The organism is Cellulosimicrobium sp. 4261, assembly GCF_040546915.1.
GTDB classification, from domain to species: domain Bacteria; phylum Actinomycetota; class Actinomycetes; order Actinomycetales; family Cellulomonadaceae; genus Cellulosimicrobium; species Cellulosimicrobium cinnabarinum.
This window is the reverse complement of sequence record NZ_JBEPOQ010000020.1, coordinates 12,509-30,339: the sequence shown is the minus strand read 5'-3', so window position 1 is coordinate 30,339 and position 17,831 is coordinate 12,509. Positions and strand designations below refer to the sequence as shown.

At 73.7% G+C, this 17,831-nt stretch carries 16 protein-coding genes and 2 pseudogenes; 9 read left to right on the top strand and 9 right to left on the bottom strand.

The features are described 5' to 3' along the window. Positions 1–104: 104 nt before the first annotated feature. Positions 105–1,316, top strand: a complete 1,212-nt coding sequence (gene glgA, locus ABIE39_RS17545; protein WP_209829765.1) for a glycogen synthase — start codon at positions 105–107, stop codon at positions 1,314–1,316. Next, on the top strand, positions 1,313–1,795 hold the full coding sequence (locus ABIE39_RS17540) for an SRPBCC domain-containing protein (protein WP_209829766.1): 483 nt from the start codon (positions 1,313–1,315) through the stop codon (positions 1,793–1,795). The genes glgA and ABIE39_RS17540 overlap by 4 nt, the downstream gene beginning before the upstream one ends. Before the next feature lie 93 nt (positions 1,796–1,888). Here ABIE39_RS17540 and ABIE39_RS17535 read toward each other — a convergent pair whose 3' ends face one another. Continuing rightward, on the bottom strand, positions 1,889–2,725 hold the full coding sequence (locus tag ABIE39_RS17535) for an Rv1486c family protein (protein WP_255437361.1): 837 nt from the start codon (positions 2,723–2,725) through the stop codon (positions 1,889–1,891). 27 nt (positions 2,726–2,752) lie between these two features. Between ABIE39_RS17535 and ABIE39_RS17530 the strand changes: the two genes are divergently transcribed. The 6 genes from ABIE39_RS17530 (at position 2,753) to ABIE39_RS17505 (ending at position 10,274) form a co-directional block, all read left to right on the top strand. Further along, positions 2,753–3,541, top strand: a complete 789-nt coding sequence (locus ABIE39_RS17530; protein ID WP_209829767.1) for an ABC transporter ATP-binding protein — start codon at positions 2,753–2,755, stop codon at positions 3,539–3,541. 90 nt (positions 3,542–3,631) lie between these two features. After that, positions 3,632–4,084, top strand: a complete 453-nt coding sequence (locus ABIE39_RS17525; protein ID WP_034655620.1) for an NfeD family protein — start codon at positions 3,632–3,634, stop codon at positions 4,082–4,084. A gap of 67 nt (positions 4,085–4,151) precedes the next feature. Further along, positions 4,152–5,480: an SPFH domain-containing protein gene (locus ABIE39_RS17520; RefSeq protein WP_175009862.1), complete on the top strand. Its 1,329-nt coding sequence runs from the start codon at positions 4,152–4,154 to the stop codon at positions 5,478–5,480. 84 nt (positions 5,481–5,564) lie between these two features. Continuing rightward, the gene (locus ABIE39_RS17515) at positions 5,565–6,317 is read left to right on the top strand and encodes a TetR/AcrR family transcriptional regulator (protein WP_354052822.1); all 753 of its coding nucleotides are present in this window, start codon (positions 5,565–5,567) and stop codon (positions 6,315–6,317) included. Positions 6,318–6,432: 115 nt separating this feature from the next. Beyond that, positions 6,433–8,166 (top strand): ABC transporter transmembrane domain-containing protein, encoded by a 1,734-nt coding sequence (locus ABIE39_RS17510; RefSeq protein WP_175009860.1) that lies wholly within the window; start codon positions 6,433–6,435, stop codon positions 8,164–8,166. Beyond that, positions 8,163–10,274: an ABC transporter ATP-binding protein gene (locus ABIE39_RS17505; protein ID WP_502914893.1), complete on the top strand. Its 2,112-nt coding sequence runs from the start codon at positions 8,163–8,165 to the stop codon at positions 10,272–10,274. Before ABIE39_RS17510 ends, ABIE39_RS17505 begins: the two co-directional genes overlap by 4 nt. 78 nt (positions 10,275–10,352) lie before the next feature. On the opposite strand, the gene ABIE39_RS17500 is transcribed toward ABIE39_RS17505, so the two are convergent. The 4 genes from ABIE39_RS17500 to ABIE39_RS17490 all read right to left on the bottom strand — a co-directional run bounded on the left by ABIE39_RS17500 (position 10,353) and on the right by ABIE39_RS17490 (position 13,063). Then, a complete protein-coding gene (locus ABIE39_RS17500; RefSeq protein ID WP_354052820.1) occupies positions 10,353–10,625 on the bottom strand; it encodes a metal-sensitive transcriptional regulator in 273 nt (90 codons plus the stop codon). Positions 10,626–10,732: 107 nt separating this feature from the next. After that, on the bottom strand, positions 10,733–10,849 hold the full coding sequence (locus ABIE39_RS18735) for a DUF8730 family Cys-rich protein (protein ID WP_488179681.1): 117 nt from the start codon (positions 10,847–10,849) through the stop codon (positions 10,733–10,735). A 91-nt stretch (positions 10,850–10,940) separates the two neighbouring features. After that, positions 10,941–11,300, bottom strand: a complete 360-nt coding sequence (locus tag ABIE39_RS17495; RefSeq protein ID WP_354052818.1) for a rhodanese-like domain-containing protein — start codon at positions 11,298–11,300, stop codon at positions 10,941–10,943. Continuing rightward, entirely contained in the window at positions 11,297–13,063 is a 1,767-nt protein-coding gene (locus ABIE39_RS17490; RefSeq protein WP_354052816.1) for an FAD-dependent oxidoreductase, read from the bottom strand. Before ABIE39_RS17490 ends, ABIE39_RS17495 begins: the two co-directional genes overlap by 4 nt. A 220-nt stretch (positions 13,064–13,283) precedes the next feature. Here ABIE39_RS17490 and ABIE39_RS17485 point away from each other — a divergent pair, with 220 nt between their 5' ends. Continuing rightward, on the top strand, positions 13,284–13,628 hold the full coding sequence (locus ABIE39_RS17485; protein ID WP_186810493.1) for an Imm10 family immunity protein: 345 nt from the start codon (positions 13,284–13,286) through the stop codon (positions 13,626–13,628). Between the two features lie 173 nt (positions 13,629–13,801). Here the strand turns inward: ABIE39_RS17485 and ABIE39_RS17480 are convergent, their stop codons facing one another. The 4 genes and pseudogenes from ABIE39_RS17480 to ABIE39_RS17465 form a co-directional block, all read right to left on the bottom strand. Then, positions 13,802–14,356 (bottom strand): hypothetical protein, encoded by a 555-nt coding sequence (locus ABIE39_RS17480; protein WP_354052814.1) that lies wholly within the window; start codon positions 14,354–14,356, stop codon positions 13,802–13,804. A gap of 50 nt (positions 14,357–14,406) precedes the next feature. Next, positions 14,407–14,646: pseudogene (locus tag ABIE39_RS17475) on the bottom strand (IS5/IS1182 family transposase); the annotation flags it as partial. Between the two features lie 11 nt (positions 14,647–14,657). Continuing rightward, positions 14,658–17,483, bottom strand: coding sequence for a cation-translocating P-type ATPase (locus ABIE39_RS17470; protein ID WP_354052812.1), 2,826 nt, complete (start codon positions 17,481–17,483; stop codon positions 14,658–14,660). An 84-nt stretch (positions 17,484–17,567) separates the two neighbouring features. After that, positions 17,568–17,792 (bottom strand): annotated as a pseudogene (locus ABIE39_RS17465) (PIN domain-containing protein); the annotation flags it as partial. Positions 17,793–17,831: the final 39 nt, after the last annotated feature.

Here is a 17,831-nt window from a genome sequence, read left to right as displayed (position 1 = left end):
CCTCGGGGCGGGACCACGCAGCAGGACCCGCATCCTGGGCGCGGGTCGCTTCGGCCCCGCCCACCGGGGGGTCCGCGGCGGGCGACTCGGCTACGGTGTGGCGCGTGAGAGTCGACCTCCTGACCCGTGAGTACCCGCCGCACGTCTACGGCGGGGCCGGCGTGCACGTCGCCGAGCTGTCCGCGGTGCTGCGGCGCCACGTCGACGTGCGCGTGCGCTGCTTCGACGGCCCGCGCGGCGAGGACGGCGTGACCGGCTACTCCGTGCCCGGCGTCCTGTCCGGGGCGAACGCCGCGCTCGGCACGTTCGGCGTCGACCTGCAGATGGCCGACGACGTCGCGGGCGCCGACCTCGTGCACTCGCACACCTGGTACGCGAACCTCGGGGGCCACCTCGCGGGGCTGCTGCACGGCGTCCCGCACGTGCTGTCCGCGCACTCGCTCGAGCCCCTGCGGCCGTGGAAGGCGGAGCAGCTCGGCGGCGGGTACGCGCTGTCGTCGTGGGCGGAGCGCACCGCGTACGAGGGCGCGGCGGGGATCGTCGCGGTCTCCGGCGGGATGCGCGACGACATCCTGCGGGTCTACCCGCAGGTCGACCCGGCGAAGGTGCACGTCGTGCACAACGGGATCGACCTCGACGGCTGGCGCCGCCCCGAGCCCGGCACCCAGCAGGACGTCGCCGACCGTGTCGTGCGCGACCTGGGCATCGACCCCGGGCGGCCCGCCGTGGTGTTCGTCGGGCGGATCACGCGGCAGAAGGGGCTGCCGTACCTGCTCCGGGCCGCGCGCTCGCTGCCCGACGACGTCCAGCTCGTCCTGTGCGCGGGCGCCCCGGACACCCCGGAGATCGCCGCCGAGGTGAGCGGCGCCGTCGCCGAGCTCCAGGCCGAGCGCAGCGGGGTCGTCTGGATCGAGCAGATGCTGCCGCGCGCCGAGCTCGTCGCGGTGCTCGCCGCGTCGACCGTCTTCGTCTGCCCGTCCGTGTACGAGCCGCTCGGCATCGTCAACCTCGAGGCGATGGCCGTCGGGCTGCCCGTCGTCGGGACGGCCACGGGCGGCATCCCCGAGGTCGTGGACGACGGCGTCACCGGCCTCCTCGTGCCGATCGACCAGGCGGACGACGGCACGGGCACCCCGCTCGACCCCGACCGCTTCGTGGCCGACCTCGCGGCCGCGCTCACGCAGGTCGTGGCCGACCCCGAGCGCGCCGCCGCGATGGGCCGCGCGGCCCGCCAGCGCGTCGAGGACCACTTCGCGTGGGACGCGATCGGCGATCGCACGCTCGAGGTCTACCGGACGGTGCTGGAGCAGTCGTGACCACCGCGGGGAGCGGCCGGGTCGACGAGGCGTCGCGCCTCGTCGCCGCCGCGCCCCGCGCCGTGTACCGCGCGCTCGTCGACGAGGACGCGCTCGCGGCCTGGCTCCCGCCCGACGGCATGACCGGCCGCTTCGAGCGCTTCGACCTGCGCCCCGGCGGCGGCTACCGCATGGTCCTCGCCTACGACGACCCGCAGGCCGACCCCGGCAAGACGGGCGAGGGGACCGACGTCGTCGACGTCGCGATCGTCGACCTCGACCCGGGCCGGAGCGTCGTGCAGCGGGTCGTCTTCGCCGCGGACGACCCGGCGTTCGCCGGGACCATGACGATGACGTGGACCGTCGAGCCCGCCCCGGACGGGGCGCTCGTCACGGTCCGCGCCACGGACGTGCCGTCGGGTATCTCCCCGCAGGACCACGCCGCCGGGATGGCCTCCTCGCTCGCCCACCTCGACGCGTACGTGACGTCGCGCGCCTGACGGGTCCTCGGCAGCGCGAGGTCGACCCCGGCGTGCGAGATCGGACCTCGGGAGGGTGATCTCGTCACGCCCGGGCCGATCTCCCGGACCGGGTCAGGTGGTGGCGGTCCAGAGGGTGGCGGCGCCCACCGCGTGGCGCGACGCGCGGTCCACCTCGCGCAGCGCCGTCGAGCGCTGGTCTGCCTGCCAGAGGTTGACCGACCCGCCGTCGTCGGCGGTCGCGAGGTCGACGATCGCCCTCAGCCGGACGGCCTGCACGAGGACCTGGACGGCGCGCGGCGGGACGGCGGACGGGAGCTGCCACGTCGGGGCGCCGCCCGCGCGCAGGTCGGCGATGGCGCCCGCGGCGTCGTCGCGCCAGCGGGCGACGTCGAGCTCGTCGAGGGCGCGCGTGGCCAGCAGCAGGGCCGTACGCAGGTCGCGCTCCGCCTCGGGGAGCGACCCGACCGCGCCGAGCACACGGGCGCTCCACGGCCCGACCTGCGTCACGTGCCACGTGACGAGGTGGCCCGGCTCGAGCTCGCTGCCGAACTCCGTGACCTCGGGGACGAGCGCCCACGACCCGGACGACGTCGTGACCACGACGCACTCGCCCGCGTCCGTCGCGTGCGCGGCGGCCTCGGGCGGGACGCCCGACACGTCGCCGGGGACCGGCGCGAGCGCGACGACCTCGCGCGCGTCGCCGGCCCACGCGCCCGCGAGGTCCGCGAGCCGGACGTCGCCGAGCGCTCCGGACACCACGTGCGGCTCGTCGTCGCGCTCCACGGCGCGCACGAGGCGGGCCGTCCCGTCGTCGTCGCCGAGGCGCGCGGCGCGCAGCCAGAGCGCGAGCAGGGCGCTGCGGGGGAGGGCACCCGCGCTCGACGCGGAGCCGGGGCCCGGGGCGGGATGCGGGGCGTCGTGCGGACCCCCGGACGAGTGTGAGACCACGACGGCCAACCTATAGGGTCGGTGACCATGAGCGCGGTTCTCGACCTGAAGGGCGTCACCGTCCGACGCCACCCCAAGACCATCCTCGACGCGGTGGACTGGCAGGTGAACGAGGGCGAGCGGTGGGTCGTGCTGGGCCGCAACGGCGCCGGCAAGACGACGCTCCTGCAGATCGCGTCCGCACGCATGCACCCGACGGCCGGCACGGCCGACGTCCTCGGCGAGCGGCTCGGCCGCGTCGACGTGTTCGAGCTGCGACCGCGCGTCGGGCTCGCGTCCGCCGCCCTGGCCGACCGCATCCCCGGCGACGAGACGGTGCGCGACGTCGTGCTCACCGCCGCCTACGGCGTCACGGGCCGGTGGCGCGAGGAGTACGAGGAGTTCGACGCGCAGCGTGCGGACGACCTGCTCGCCGCGTTCGGCGTCGACCCCCTCGCGGACCGCACCTTCGGCACGCTGTCCGAGGGGGAGCGCAAGCGCACGCAGATCGCGCGTGCCCTCATGACGGACCCGGAGCTCCTGCTGCTCGACGAGCCCGCCGCGGGCCTCGACCTCGGTGGTCGCGAGGAGCTCGTGGGGGCGCTCGCGGAGCTCGCGGGCGACCCGGCGTCGCCGGTGCTCGTGCTCGTCACGCACCACGTCGAGGAGATCCCGCCGGGCTTCACGCACGTCCTGCTGCTCAAGGACGGCGTGGTGCACACCGCCGGCCCGATCCGCGAGGTGCTCACGGCGGAGAACCTCAGCGACGCGTTCGGCGTGCCGCTGCTCGTCGCGCACGGCGGCGGCCGGTGGATGGCGCGGGCCGCACGGGCCTGACCTCCGCACCGGGTGCGCCCGGGGCGTGCACCACGGGCGGAAATTCGGTAAAGTACACGTAAAGCGTGCACGTGGGGACGGGGGTTCGAGATGGACTGGCTGTGGTGGGTCGGAGCGGCGCTGCTCCTCGGTCTCGTGGAGATCATCTCGCTCGACCTCGTGCTCATCATGCTCGCCGGGGGATCCCTCGCCGCGGCGGGCGTCAACGCCGCCGGCGGGCCGCTCTGGCTCCAGATCGTCGCGTTCGCGGTCGTGAGCGTCATCCTGCTCCTCACGCTGCGCCCGTGGCTCCTGCGGCACCTGCGCTCGCGCGTCCCCCTCACGGAGACGAACGTCGCGGCGCACGTCGGCCGCACGGCGCTCGCCGTGGACCGCGTGAGCGAGTTCGGCGGCCGCGTGAAGCTCGTCGGCGAGGTCTGGACCGCGCGGACCGAGCCCGACGCGCCGCAGATCCCCGTGGGCACCGAGGTGCGCGTCGTCCGGATCGACGGGGCGACGGCCGTCGTCGCGCCGCTGCCCGCACAGCACCCCACCGGGTCGTGACCACCCGGCACACCCGTACCGCGCCGCCGGGCGACCGGTCGCGCGACCGACGACCAGGAGGCAGTCGATGAACGACCCCAGTCCCGGAACGATCCTCGCGTACGTCGTCCTCGCGCTGATCCTGATCTTCGTCATCGTCGCGCTCGTCAAGGCGGTGCGCATCGTGCCGCAGGCGGTCGCGATCATCGTCGAGCGCCTGGGCCGGTACTCGCGCACGCTCGAGCCGGGCCTGCACCTGCTGGTGCCGTTCATCGACCGCGTCCGCGCGTCGGTGGACCTGCGCGAGCAGGTCGTGTCGTTCCCGCCGCAGCCGGTCATCACGTCCGACAACCTCGTGGTGAGCATCGACACGGTGATCTACTTCCAGGTCACCGAGCCGAAGTCCGCGGTCTACGAGATCGCGAACTACATCACCGCGATCGAGCAGCTCACCGTCACGACCCTGCGCAACGTCATCGGCTCGATGGACCTGGAGCAGACGCTCACGAGCCGCGACCAGATCAACGGCCAGCTGCGCGGCGTGCTCGACGAGGCGACCGGCCGCTGGGGCATCCGCGTGAACCGCGTCGAGCTCAAGTCGATCGACCCGCCGCCCAGCGTGCAGGGCTCCATGGAGCAGCAGATGCGCGCCGAGCGTGACCGTCGCGCCGCGATCCTCACCGCGGAGGGCGTCAAGCAGTCGCAGATCCTCACGGCCGAGGGCGAGAAGCAGGCGGCGATCCTCCGGGCCGAGGGTGACGCGCAGTCCCAGATCCTCCGGGCCGAGGGCGAGGCGCGCGCCATCCTCCAGGTCTTCGACGCCATCCACGAGGGTGACGCGGACCCGAAGCTCCTCGCCTACCAGTACCTGCAGATGCTCCCGCAGATCGCGAACGGCACGGCGAGCAAGCTGTGGGTCGTGCCGACGGAGTTCACCGCGGCGCTCGGCTCGATCGCCAAGGGGTTCGGCGGCGTGCCGGGGATCGACGGCGGGGGAGTGCCGAGCGGGGGCTCCGCGGAGGACGCGGAGGCGGCCGAGGCGAGCGCCGAGGCGCGTCGCGAGCGCGAGCGCGACCGTGTGAAGTTCGGCGTCCCGTCGCTCACCGACCCCGCCGAGGCCCTCGCCGAGGCGCGGCGCCAGGCGGAGGCGGCGACCGCCGACGCGACGAGCTCGGGCACCCGGTCCGGCCTGCCGTTCGACCCGCAGACCGAGCGGGGCCAGCACCCGGGCGGCGCCGGCGAGCACCACGCGGCCGCGCCGGAGCCCGGGGCCGCCACGCCGCGGCCGCTGGGCGGGCCGTCGCAGTACGCGCCGCCGCCGCCGCAGCCGATCGTCGAGGACGCGCCCACCACGGACCAGCCCCCGACCGACGAGCCGCCCGCCGGCGGGCCGCCGTCCTTCTCGCCGCGGCACTGACGGGGCGCGCGACCCGCGCAGCCTGAGCGGCCGCCGGGAGCGGACGGGCTTGAGAGTGAGTGCTCACTCAGTTACCGTCGAGGCGTGGTCCCCGTCTCCGTGCCCCCCGGCGCCCCGACCGACGCTCGCGTCGACGCACCCACCGACGCGCCGTCCGACGCGTCGGCCCCAGAGCGCACGCGCGCGCGCCCGCTCTCGCGCGAGGAGCGCCGCGACGCGATCGCCGCCGCGACGATCCCGCTGCTCGTCCAGCACGGCGCCGCCGTCACGACGCGCCAGATCGCCGACGCGGCGGGCGTCGCGGAGGGCACGCTGTTCCGCGCGTTCGCGGACAAGGGCGAGATCCTCCATGCGGCGGTCGTGCGCTCGCTCGACCCGGCGCCCGCCGTCGCCGCGATCGGCACGCTCCCGGACGACGACGGGCTGCGCCCGCTCGTCGTGAGCATCGTCGACTTCCTGCTCGAGGCGCAGCGTGTCGGCATGCGCATCTTCGCCGCGGCGCACCAGGTGCTCGACCCGCACCGCGGTGCGACGGCGGACCGCGCCGAGGCCGTACGCCGGATGCGGGCCGGGGACGCCCCGGACGCCCGCCGCGCCGGGTTCGACGCGCGAGAGCGCTCGGCGCGCGAGATCGTCGCGGCGATCGAGCGCAAGCTCACGGCGCACCGGGCGCAGCTGCGCGTGGACCCGGCGCTGGCCGCCCGGGCGCTGTTCTCGCTCGTCTTCGGAAACGCCTTGCCGCACCTCTCGGGCGGTGACAGGCTCGACGCCGTGCAGCTCGCCGACCTGATCCTCGGCGGCATCGGGGCGGACGTCACGACCGACCCGTCGCCCTGACCCGGCGGCCCCGTCCACGACGCGCGCGCACCCTCGCCCGGTGCCGCCCGCCCCGCGCACCCGCGACCCGCGGCTCGCGCCCTCGTCCCGCAGCCCCCTCCCGGACAGGAAGCCCATGCTCGTCAGCCTCTTGCGGACACGACTGCGTCCCTACCGGACGCCGATCGCCGTCCTCCTCGTGCTCCAGCTCCTCGCGACGCTCGCGTCGCTCTACCTGCCGAGCCTCAACGCCGACATCATCGACCAGGGCGTCACGCAGGGTGACACCGCCTACATCATGCGCACCGGCGGCCTCATGCTCCTCGTGAGCCTGGGCCAGGTCGTGTGCGCGGTCGCGGCCGTCTACTTCGGCGCGCGGGTCGCCATGTCGTTCGGCCGCGACGTGCGCGCCGGCCTGTTCACCAACGTGCAGCGCTTCTCCGCGCAGGAGATGGGCCAGTTCGGCGCGCCGTCCCTCATCACCCGCACGACGAACGACGTGCAGCAGGTGCAGATGCTCGTGCTGCTGTCGCTGACCATCATGGTGATGGCGCCGATCATGCTGGTCGGCGGAGTCGTCATGGCGCTGCAGGAGAACGTCGAGCTCTCCGGGCTGCTGCTCGTCATCGTGCCCGTCCTCGGGGTGAGCGTCGGGCTCATCATCTGGCGGATGGTGCCCTACTTCCGACAGATGCAGAAGAAGATCGACGGCATCAACGCCGTGCTGCGCGAGCAGATCACCGGCATCCGCGTGATCCGCGCGTTCGTGCGCGAGCGGCGCGAGGCCGAGCGGTTCGACGTCGCGAACGACGCCCTGTTCGACGTCTCGCTCAAGGCGGGCAAGCTCATGGCGCTCATGTTCCCGACCGTCATGCTCGTCATGAACGCGTCGAGCATCGCGGTCCTGTGGTTCGGCGGACGACAGATCGATGCCGGCGACATGGAGGTCGGGGCGCTCACCGCGTTCCTGTCCTACCTCATGTACATCCTCATGGCCGTGATGATGTCGACGATGATGTTCATGATGGTGCCGCGCGCGGCCGTCTCCGCGGAGCGCATCACCGACGTCATGCAGACCCGCGCGACGGTCGTCGAGCCCGAGCGGCCCGTCGCCCTCACCACGCGGACGGGCCGCGTCGAGCTCGACGGCGTCGAGTTCCGCTACCCCGGGGCCGAGGAGCCCGTGCTCCACGACGTCTCGTTCGTCGCCGAGCCCGGGCGGACGACGGCGATCATCGGCTCGACCGGCTCCGGCAAGACCACGCTGCTCAATCTCGTGCCGCGGCTGTTCGACGTGACGGGCGGCGCCGTGCGGATCGACGGGACCGACGTCCGCGACCTCACCGGCGCGGACCTCGGCTCGCTCCTCGGCCTCGTGCCGCAGAAGGCCTACCTCTTCTCCGGGACGGTCGCGGACAACCTCCGCTACGGCCGACCGGACGCCACCGAGGAGCAGATGTGGGACGCCCTCGAGGTCGCGCAGGCGCGCGACTTCGTCGAGGCGCTCGACGGCGGCCTCGACGCACCGGTCGCGCAGGGCGGCACGAACTTCTCGGGCGGGCAGCGCCAGCGGCTCGCGATCGCCCGGGCGATCGTGCGCGACCCGGCGGTCTACCTGTTCGACGACTCGTTCTCCGCGCTCGACTACGCGACGGACGCCCGCCTGCGTGCGGCGCTCGCGCCCCGCACGCGGCGCTCGACGGTGATCGTCGTGGCACAGCGGGTCGCGACGATCCGGGGCGCCGACCAGATCCTCGTGCTCGACCACGGCCGCATCGTCGGCCGTGGCACGCACACCGAGCTCCTCGAGTCCAACGAGACGTACCAGGAGATCGTCTACTCCCAGCTCTCGATCGAGGAGGCAGCATGAGCGGCGAGCAGGACGCCTCGCGCACGCCCGCGACGTCGGGCGCGGCCTCGCCCGAGGGCGCACCCGCGGCGGCCGGCACGGGGCGCGACGTCGCCCGGACCCGGCTCGCGGGCCGACCCCGCGGTGGCGGCGGGCACGGTCCCATGGGTGGCATGGGCGTCCCCGGGGAGAAGGCGCTCGACTTCAAGGGCTCCCTGCGCCGGTTCGTGGCCTCGCTGCGCCCCGAGCGGGTGCCGATCGTCGCCGTCGTGATCCTCGGCGTGGTGTCCGTGGCGCTCGCGGTCGCCGGGCCGAAGCTCCTCGGCAACGCGACGAACATCATCTTCGCGGGCGTGGTCGGCTCGCAGCTCCCGGCCGGCGTCACCCAGCAGCAGGCCGTCGAGGCGCTGCGGGCGCAGGGCCAGGACCAGGTCGCCGACCTCGTCTCGGGCGTGCCGGGGCTCGTGCCGGGAGAGGGCATCGACTTCACGGCGCTCGCGACCGTGCTCGCGTGGGTGCTCGCCGTGTACGTCGGCTCGTTCCTCTTCGGCTGGCTCCAGGGCCGGATCACGGCGATCGTCGTGCAGCGCACCGTCTACCGGCTGCGGGGCGAGGTCCAGGCCAAGCTGGGGCGCCTGCCGCTGTCGTACTTCGACCGCAACCCGCGCGGCGAGATCCTCTCGCGCGTGACGAACGACATCGACAACATCTCCCAGACGCTCACGCAGACGCTGTCGCAGCTCGTGACGTCCGTGCTCACCGTGGTCGGCGTGCTCGGTGTGATGTTCTGGATCTCGCCGCTGCTCGCGGTCGTCGCGCTCGTGACGGTGCCGCTCTCCGTGGTCGTCACGACGCAGATCGCCAAGCGGTCCCAGCCGCAGTTCATCCGGCAGTGGGCCGCGACGGGCCGCCTCAACGCGCACATCGAGGAGATGTACACGGGCCACACGCTGGTCAAGGTGTACGGCCACCAGCAGGCCGCGATCGACGACTTCGAGCGCGAGAACGCGGCCCTCTACGACGCGAGCTTCCGCGCGCAGTTCATCTCCGGCACCATCCAGCCGGCGATGGGCTTCCTCGCGAACCTCAACTACGTGATCGTCGCGGTCGTGGGCGGCCTGCGGGTCGCGTCGGGCACGATGACGCTCGGCGACGTGCAGGCGTTCATCCAGTACTCGCGGCAGTTCACGCAGCCCATCACGCAGATCGCGTCGATGATGAACCTGCTCCAGTCGGGCGTCGCGTCGGCGGAGCGCGTCTACGACCTGCTCGACGCGCAGGAGCAGACGCCGGACCCGTCGCCCGCGGCGACGGTGGACCCGGTGCGCGGACGCGTCGCGTTCGAGGACGTCTCGTTCTCCTACGACCCGGACGTCCCGCTCATCGAGCACCTCGACCTCGTCGTGGAGCCCGGGCAGACGATCGCGATCGTCGGGCCCACGGGCGCGGGCAAGACGACGCTCGTCAACCTGCTCATGCGGTTCTACGACGTGGACGGGGGCCGGATCACGCTCGACGGCGTGGACACGCGGGACATGACGCGCGACGACCTGCGCTCCGACATCGGGATGGTCCTGCAGGACACGTGGCTCTTCAAGGGCACGATCGAGGAGAACCTGCGCTACGGCGTGCGCGACGGCCGCACCGTGGACGACGAGGCGTTCCTCGCCGCCACGCGCGCGACCCACGTCGACCCGTTCGTGCGCACGCTGCCCGACGGGTACGCCACGGTGATCGACGACGAGGGCTCGAGCGTGAGCGCGGGGGAGAAGCAGCTCCTGACGATCGCGCGCGCGTTCCTCGCCGACCCGGCGATCCTCGTGCTCGACGAGGCGACGAGCTCCGTGGACACGCGCACGGAGGTGCTCGTGCAGCAGGCGATGAACGCGCTGCGCGAGGGCCGCACGTCGTTCGTCATCGCCCACCGCCTCTCGACGATCCGCGACGCGGACACCATCCTCGTCATGGAGCACGGCTCGATCGTCGAGCAGGGCTCGCACGACGAGCTGCTCGCGGCGGGCGGCGCCTACGCCCGGCTGTACGAGAGCCAGTTCGCGGCGCCGCTCGGCGCCGAGGCGGAGGACCCGGAGGGCGTGGGCGCTCCCGCGGGCGGTCCCGCGGGACGCTGACACGCCGCGGCCCGCACCCCTGCCCACCCCGAGGGGTGGGCCGAGGTGCGGGCCGCGTGCCGCCCGGCGCCGTCGCGCTCAGGCGAGCGAGAGGAAGAGCTTCTCGAGCCTGGCCACGTCGAGCGTCGGGTCCTCGCCGTCCTCGGCAGGCTCGGTGAGGCACTGGCGCATGCCGGACGCGATGATCGCGAACCCGGCGCGGTCCAGGGCCCGCGAGACGGCCGAGAGCTGCGTGACGACGTCCTCGCAGTCCCGCCCTTCGTCGAGCATGCGCACGACGGCCGCGAGCTGGCCCTGGGCGCGCTTGAGCCGGTTGGCGACCTTGCCCATGTCGGTGGGGTCGAGCTCCACGATCGTCTCTCCTGCGTTCGTCGGTTCTGGTCTCGGTGCTCGTCGAGCTGAGGTCGGCAGCGGGCTGCCGTCGTCGCCCGGCCCCGGGGTCTCCCGGGCGGGTCGCGTCAGGCGCAGGTGCAGCGCTGCTCGGGCGGCACCTCGGCCATGACCTCGTCGGCGTGCATGCCGCAGCCGGTCCAGGTGGTCTTGCCGCACGTGCGGCACAGGGCGGGACTGCACATGGTGTGTCTCCTCGGGTGTGGGGTGTCGATCGGGGGTGTGGGGGTATGGGTTCGACGGGGACGGGGCCGGCACGTGCGCGGTGGCGCAGGATCAGCGTCGCACGGCTCCGCCCGCGGCCTGCCACGCGCCGAGCCCGCCGGACAGGCTCGTCGCGGCGTAGCCGAGCGAGCGGAGCTGGCGGGCGGCGGTGCGCGAGCGCATCCCCGACGCGCACACGACGACGACGGTCGCGTCGTCCTTCAGCCGCCGCGGCGCGGCGGAGGGGACGTCGGCGAGCGGCACGTGCACGGCCTGAGGTGCGTGCCCGGCGCGCCACTCGTCGCGCTCGCGCACGTCGAGGAGCGTCGCGCCGTCGCGGACGAGCTGCACCGCGGTGGTGGCGTCGACGGTCGGGCGCACGCCGCCGTCGTCGGACGAGCGGGAGAACAGGCGGCGGAGGCGGTCGATCATGCGGGGACTCCTTCGAGGGTGCGCGCGGCGCGCGGCGTGGTGGTCAGGGTGAGCCAGCCGCCGGAGAGGTTGCGCGCGTCGAGCCCGGCGGCGAGCAGGACACGGGTCGCGAGGTAGGAGCGCACGCCGCTCGCGCAGTGCACGGCGACGGGGCGCCCCGCCGCGGCGGCGCGCACCTCGTCGAGCCGCTCGCGCAGCTCGGTGTGCGGCACGTTGAGGGCCCCGTCGAGGTGGCCTCCGGCGTGCTCGGCGCGCGACCGGACGTCGAGCACGAGCGAGGTCGCGACGACCTCGTCGAGGTCGGCCGCGTGCCACTGCGGCATCGTGCCGTCGAGCACGTTCTGGGCGACGAACCCCAGCATGTTGACGACGTCCTTGGCAGCGCCGTAGGGCGGGGCGTACGCGAGCTCGAGCTCGGCGAGGTCGTCGGCCGTGAGCCCGGCGCGCAGCGCGGTCGCGAGCACGTCGATGCGCTTGTCCACCCCCGCGCGGCCCACGGCCTGCGCGCCGAGCAGGCGGCCGTCGGGTGCGAAGCTCGCCGTCACGTGCACGGGCTCGGCCCCGGGGAACCAGCCCGCGTGGTGGGCCGCGTGGACGCGCACCTGCTCGTGCGCGACGTCGGCCGCCGCCAGGGTGGCGTGGCTCGGCCCGGTCACGGCGGCGGTGAGGCCGAACACGCGCACGATCGCCGTCCCGAGCACGGGCGCCTGCGGCGTGGTGCGGTGCCCGGTCATCGAGTCCGCGGCGCGGCGGCCCTGGCGGTTGGCCGGCCCGGCGAGCGGGACGGGGCCCGTCGCGCCGGTCACGGCGTGCACGACCTCGACGGCGTCGCCGACGGCCCACACGTGCGGGTCGGACGTGCGCTGGTCGCCGTCGACGCGGATCGCGCCACGCTCGCCGAGGGCGAGCCCGGCTGCCGCCGCGAGGTCGCTCGCGGGCCGGACACCCACGCTGACGAGCACCACGTCGGCGTCGAGGGCCGTGCCGTCCGTGAGCTCGAGCGCGACGGCGTGGTCCGCGCCCGCCGGCAGCGGCACGACGGCGCTCGCGGAGGTCCCGAGGTGCAGCCCGACCCCGTGGTCGCGCAGCTCGTCCGCCAGCAGCGGCGCGAGGTCCGGTTCCAGCGGCGGGAGCACCTGGTCGGCGCGCTCGACGACGTCGACCGTGAGGCCCCGCCCGACGAGCGCCTCCACGGCCTCGAGCCCGATGAAGCCCGCGCCGACGACGACGGCCCGCACCGGGGCCGTCCGGCCGTCGGCCACCTCAGCCTCGAGCTCGGCGAGCCGGCCGGTGAGGGCGTCCAGGTCGCCGATCGTCCGCAGCGTGTGCACGGCCGGGTGGTCCAGCCCCGTGACGGGCGGGAGGACCGTCGTCGCGCCCGGTGCGAGGAGGAGCGCGTCGTAGCCGAGCTCGTACGTCCCGCCCTGGGCGGCGACGGTGACCGTGCGTGCCGCGCGGTCGACCGCGGTGACGCGGTGGCGCGTCCGCACGTCGAGGTCGAGGCTCGCGCGGAGCGAGGCGGGCGTGTGCAGCAGGAGGGTGTCGCGGTCCGCGATCTCGCCCGACAGCTGGTACGGCAGGCCGCAGCCCGCGAACGAGACGTGGTCGGACTGCTCGAGCACGATGATCGACGCGCGCTCGTCGAGGCGACGGGCGCGCGCGGCGGCGCTCATGCCGCCCGCGACACCGCCGACGACGACGATGCGGCGGGCGCCGTCGAGGTCGGACGGAGGGGTCGTCGAGCCGGGAGTCGAAGGGATCATGCTCCGACGATACCCCCAGGGGTATCGGTGATGGCAAGTCCGGGGCCTGAGAGGTCGGTCACCGGTCGGTTGCTCCACCCCCGATGGTCGACGGCAGGCGTGACGTAACGGGCCCGCTCGCGGCGGCGTACGATCGCACCACGGGCGGGGCAGGCTTGAGGGCGCGTCTCTCAGGTCAAGGGTCCCGGCGTCGTGCCGTCGATGCGGCAGAATCTCGGCTGTGATCAGGGTCGGTTTCACGCGCAGCATCGAGGGCAACTACGAGGCGATCGTGCTGCTGGACGCGGAGTCGGGAGACACGATCGAGCTTCAACGTTCGCTGGCCCACGACCCGCAGGACGCGCGGCTCGGTATGGATACCTACGCGATCGTGCGTGGTAGCGCAGCCGTGCACTACGGCGGGCTCGTGCGGTTCGATGTGCGGGGCGACGTCCTCGTGCTCGAGCTGGACCCTGAGGCAGCCCGAGTGCTCGAGCTGCCCGACCTGCTCGAGCTCACCGTGGACGGAGCAGCAGCCGAGATCATCAAGCAGCACCTGCCCCGGATCGTGGAGCCGACTCGTTGAGCAGTGTGCTCGACGACTGGACCTTCGCCACCGAGTGGGCCTGCACCCGCATCTGGTCCTCCGCCAACGCATGCGCCGCGGCCTTGCCTCGTTGCTCGAGCACGACACCATGAAGCGACCCGCCTCGGCATCGACGGCGCTCGCCCTGTCGACCGCGTCGGCAACGCGGCGTGTCAGGACATTGACGGCGCGTCTCCCTGGTGACCGGCCGCGCCGCGAATCTGTGCCTGCGCGCGGAGGTAGGCGATTCGCGCTGCATGGTCGCTCGCGCTGAGTGATGCGAGGACTGAGCGCTGCCAGCGGAGCTCGTCCTGGACGACTTCGTGCGCCGTGTCATCGGCAAGCGGTGGGAAGAAGGCGTCGCTGCCGTCTCTCGGGATACGTTCGTAGGCGTCGTCAAGAAGGCGGCGGGCGCCCCATGTCGCGGCCTCGCGGGATCCGCGGAGGGCCTCGACCGCATGGAGAAGGGCGGCCAGCTCGTCGTGGTCGTCGATGTCTGGGCGCTGGGCGAGGGCCTCGGCGATCGTCGAGAGCTCTGAACGGTCTGCGCCGATCGCGTCCCAGATGGCGTGGAGATACCCCTGGCCAGCGGCGTCTCGTGCCGGGTGCATCGGCAGGGTGCTCTCGACGCAGATGAGGATGAAGACCGCCTGGTCCTCCAGCGGCAGGGCTTCGCGCTGCGCCTCCAGCTCTCTCCAGGGCGCGAGCGGATCATCGACCGAGTCCATGAGGGAAACGTACTCGTGTCAGTTCTCGAGCCTGAGGAGCCGAGCGGCGCGAGCACCGCCGCGCCACGGGAGATCGCGGCGTGCTTGTCGTAGCGGGTCGCGAGTGCTCGTCCGCCCTTGCTGGTGCGGTTCGGGATGACCGCGACGATGCCGCGCCGGCGCAGCTCGGCACGGATCACACGCTTGGAGTACGCCCTGTCGCCCAGCACGGCGTCCGGGGTGGTGCCCGGTGGTCCCGCCATGCCCCGAGGGAACCGGATCGCGTCCAGCAGCGGCACGCACATCGGCGAGGAGGCGCGCCCTAGGAGGCGTCGTGCCGATCGACGAGCGCAGGGACGTGGTCGCGCGCGGTCCAGCGCCGTCCGACCCACTTGATGACCTCGACGAGCAGGAAGACGACGAGCGCGAGCCCGAGCGTCTTGCCCCACTCCGCGAGCGCGATGGGTGCCGAGTCGAACCACGAGTGCATGAACGGCGCGTAGACGAAGACGGCCTGCAGGGCGAGCAGCGTCGCCGCCGAGACCCAGACCACCCGGTTGCCGCGCAGCACGTCGAGCGTGAGGCTCGACCGGTCGAGGAACCGGCAGTTGAACAGGTAGGCGAGCTGGCCGAGCGCGAGCATCGTGACCGCCGTCGTCTGCGCCTCGGCGAGCGGGACGCCCTGCGCCCGCTCGACGTAGAACAGCAGGATCGTCGCGCCGCCGATGAGGAGCGACACGAGGAGGATGCGGCGCACGTACGCGCCGTCGAGGATCGACGCCTTCGGGTCGCGCGGGGCGCGGCGCATGACGTCGGGCTCCGCCTTCTCGTACGCGAGCGCGAGCGACAGCGTGACCGCGGTGATCATGTTGATCCACAGCACCTGGACGGGCTGGAGCGGCAGGGTGAGGCCGAACAGGACCGCGACGAGGATGACGAGCGACTGCGCGCCGTTGGTCGGGAGCAGGAACAGGACGGACTTGCGGATGTTGTCGTAGATCCGCCGCCCCTCCTTCACTGCGCGCTCGATGGTCGCGAAGTTGTCGTCGGCGAGCACGACCTCGGCGGCCTCCTTGGTCGCCTCGGTGCCCTTGATGCCCATCGCGACGCCGACGTCCGCCTGGGTGAGCGCGGGGGCGTCGTTGACGCCGTCGCCCGTCATCGCGACGACCTCGCCGTGCGACTGGAGTGCGGACACGATCCGGATCTTGTGCTCGGGGCTCGTGCGCGCGTACACGTCGACGTCGCGCACGACCGTGCGCAGCCGCTCCGTGCTCATCTCCTCGAGCTCCGGCCCGGTGAGCACGGCCGGCGCGGACGAGCCGTCGTGGGCATCGACGATGCCCATCTCCCGGCCGATCGCGAGCGCGGTGCCGGCGTGGTCGCCGGTGATCATCTTCACGCGGATGCCCGCGTCGCGGCACTCGGCGATGGCCTCGATCGCCTCGGGGCGCGGCGGGTCCACGATGCCGACGAGCCCGCACAGCTCCAGGCCGTCCGCGACATCGGCGACGTCGAGGTCGGTCGTGCCGTCCGCTGCCGGGCGCCGCGCGGCCGCGAGCACGCGCAGGCCCTGCCCGCCGAGCGTGTCGATCTGCGCGTCCCAGAACGCGCGGTCGAGCGGCTCCGGCGCGCCGTCCGGGCCGACCTGGGTCGCGCAGCGGTCGAGGACGCGGTCGGGCGCGCCCTTGACGTGCACGTGCAGGCCGCCGTCGGGGTCCGCGTCGAGCGTCGCCATGAACTTGTTCTCGGACTCGAACGGCACGACGGCGACGCGCCGCCACCCCGTCGGGTCGACGCCGGCCTTCATGCCGAGCGTGCGCAGCGCGCCCTCCGTCGGTTCGCCCACGAGCCGCCAGCCGTCGGCGTCCTCGCCGTCGGGCACGATCCGCGCGTCGTTGCACAGCATCATGACCGTCGCGAGGGCCGCGAGGTCGCGGTCGTCGGAGAGGTCCGCGTGCCGCTCGCCGTCTACCTCGTCGAGCGTGACGTCGCCGACGGGCGCGTACCCCGCGCCCGCGACCGCGAACGTGCGCCCGCTCGTGCGGACGGTGCGCGCCGTCATCTCGTTCTTCGTGAGCGTGCCGGTCTTGTCCGAGCAGATCGTCGTCACCGAGCCGAGCGTCTCGACCGCGGGGAGCTTGCGCGTGATCGCGCGGCGGCGGGCCATCTGCTGCACCCCGAGCGCGAGCGTGATCGTCACGAGCGCGGGCAGGCCCTCCGGCACCGCGGCGACCGCGAAGCCGATCGACGCCGAGATGAGCTCCGGGACGGTGAAGTCGTGGAAGACGCGGCCGATGATCACCATGACGACGGCCATCGCGAGGATGAGCACCGCGAGCAGCTTGCCGAACCGGTCGAGCTGGCGCGTCAGCGGCGTCGCGAGGCTGCGAACCTCGGAGATCATCGTCTGGATCCGGCCGATCTCGGTCGCCGTCCCCGTCGCGGTGACGACGCCCACGCCCTGGCCCGCGGCCACGAGCGTGCTCGAGAAGAGCATGCTCGACCGGTCGCCCACGCCCGCGTCCGCCCCGACCGGGGCCACCGACTTTGCCGCCGCGACCGACTCGCCCGTGAGGGCCGACTCCTCGACACGCAGGTTCGTCGCCTGGATCAGCCGCACGTCCGCGGGCACGCGGTCGCCCGAGCGCACCCGGACGATGTCGCCGGGCACGACGTCGTCGGCGTCCACGCGGGCCCACGCGCCGTCGCGCCGCACCTCGGCGTTGACGGAGAGCATGTTCCGGATGCCCTCGAGCGCACTCTCCGCGCGGCCCTCCTGGATGAACCCGATCGCCGCGTTGATCACCGCGACCGCGAGGATCACCGTGAAGTCGACCCAGTCGCCGAGGATCGCCTTGAGCACGGCGGACACGAGCAGGATGTAGATGAGGATGTCGTCGAAGTGGACCAGGATCCGCTTCCACAGCGGGTCGCGCTGCGGCGGCGGCAGCCGGTTCGGCCCCACCTCCGCGAGCCGTGCCGCGGCGTCGGCGCTGGAGAGGCCGCGCGCGTCCGTGCCGAGCTCGGCGAGGACGGCGTCGGGCGGGCGCGACCACGGCGCGTCGAGCGGTCGCTCGGTCGTGCTCGCCGAGGTCGAGGAGGCCGCCGTGGCGGGGGTCGGTGCAGCGTCCGGCGCGGATCCCATGCCCCTATTCGACCCCCGATGCCCGGATCGCGCGAGGGGCGAAGGACCGTGACCCGCGCCACGCCAGCGGTCGATGGTCGGCGGTCAGGGCGAGGAGAACGGGTTGACGACGGGGACGCCGCTGTCGACGAAGTCCCGGGTGTTCCGTGTCGCCACCGTGAGCCCGTGGGCGAGCGCGGTCGCCGCGAGCAGGGAGTCGACGACGGGCAGCGGGCGCGCCGCGTGCACGGCCGGCCAGCGCTGCGCGATCTCGAGCGTCACGGGGAGGATGCGGTCCCCGTACGTCTCCTCGAGGCCGTGGACCCACGTCTCGAGTGCGGTCGCCCGCGCGGCGTCGCGCGCCTGGGA

Coding starts and splice junctions, on each gene's coding strand:
- ABIE39_RS18735 (WP_488179681.1), bottom strand. CDS start 10,849: ATGTGCAGTCCCGCCCTGTGCCGCACGTGCGGCAAGACCACCTGGACC.
- ABIE39_RS17490 (WP_354052816.1), bottom strand. CDS start 13,063: ATGATCCCTTCGACTCCCGGCTCGACGACCCCTCCGTCCGACCTCGAC.
- ABIE39_RS17495 (WP_354052818.1), bottom strand. CDS start 11,300: ATGATCGACCGCCTCCGCCGCCTGTTCTCCCGCTCGTCCGACGACGGC.
- ABIE39_RS17525 (WP_034655620.1), top strand. CDS start 3,632: ATGGACTGGCTGTGGTGGGTCGGAGCGGCGCTGCTCCTCGGTCTCGTG.
- ABIE39_RS17520 (WP_175009862.1), top strand. CDS start 4,152: ATGAACGACCCCAGTCCCGGAACGATCCTCGCGTACGTCGTCCTCGCG.
- ABIE39_RS17470 (WP_354052812.1), bottom strand. CDS start 17,483: ATGGGATCCGCGCCGGACGCTGCACCGACCCCCGCCACGGCGGCCTCC.
- ABIE39_RS17530 (WP_209829767.1), top strand. CDS start 2,753: ATGAGCGCGGTTCTCGACCTGAAGGGCGTCACCGTCCGACGCCACCCC.
- ABIE39_RS17480 (WP_354052814.1), bottom strand. CDS start 14,356: ATGGACTCGGTCGATGATCCGCTCGCGCCCTGGAGAGAGCTGGAGGCG.
- ABIE39_RS17510 (WP_175009860.1), top strand. CDS start 6,433: ATGCTCGTCAGCCTCTTGCGGACACGACTGCGTCCCTACCGGACGCCG.
- ABIE39_RS17505 (WP_502914893.1), top strand. CDS start 8,163: ATGAGCGGCGAGCAGGACGCCTCGCGCACGCCCGCGACGTCGGGCGCG.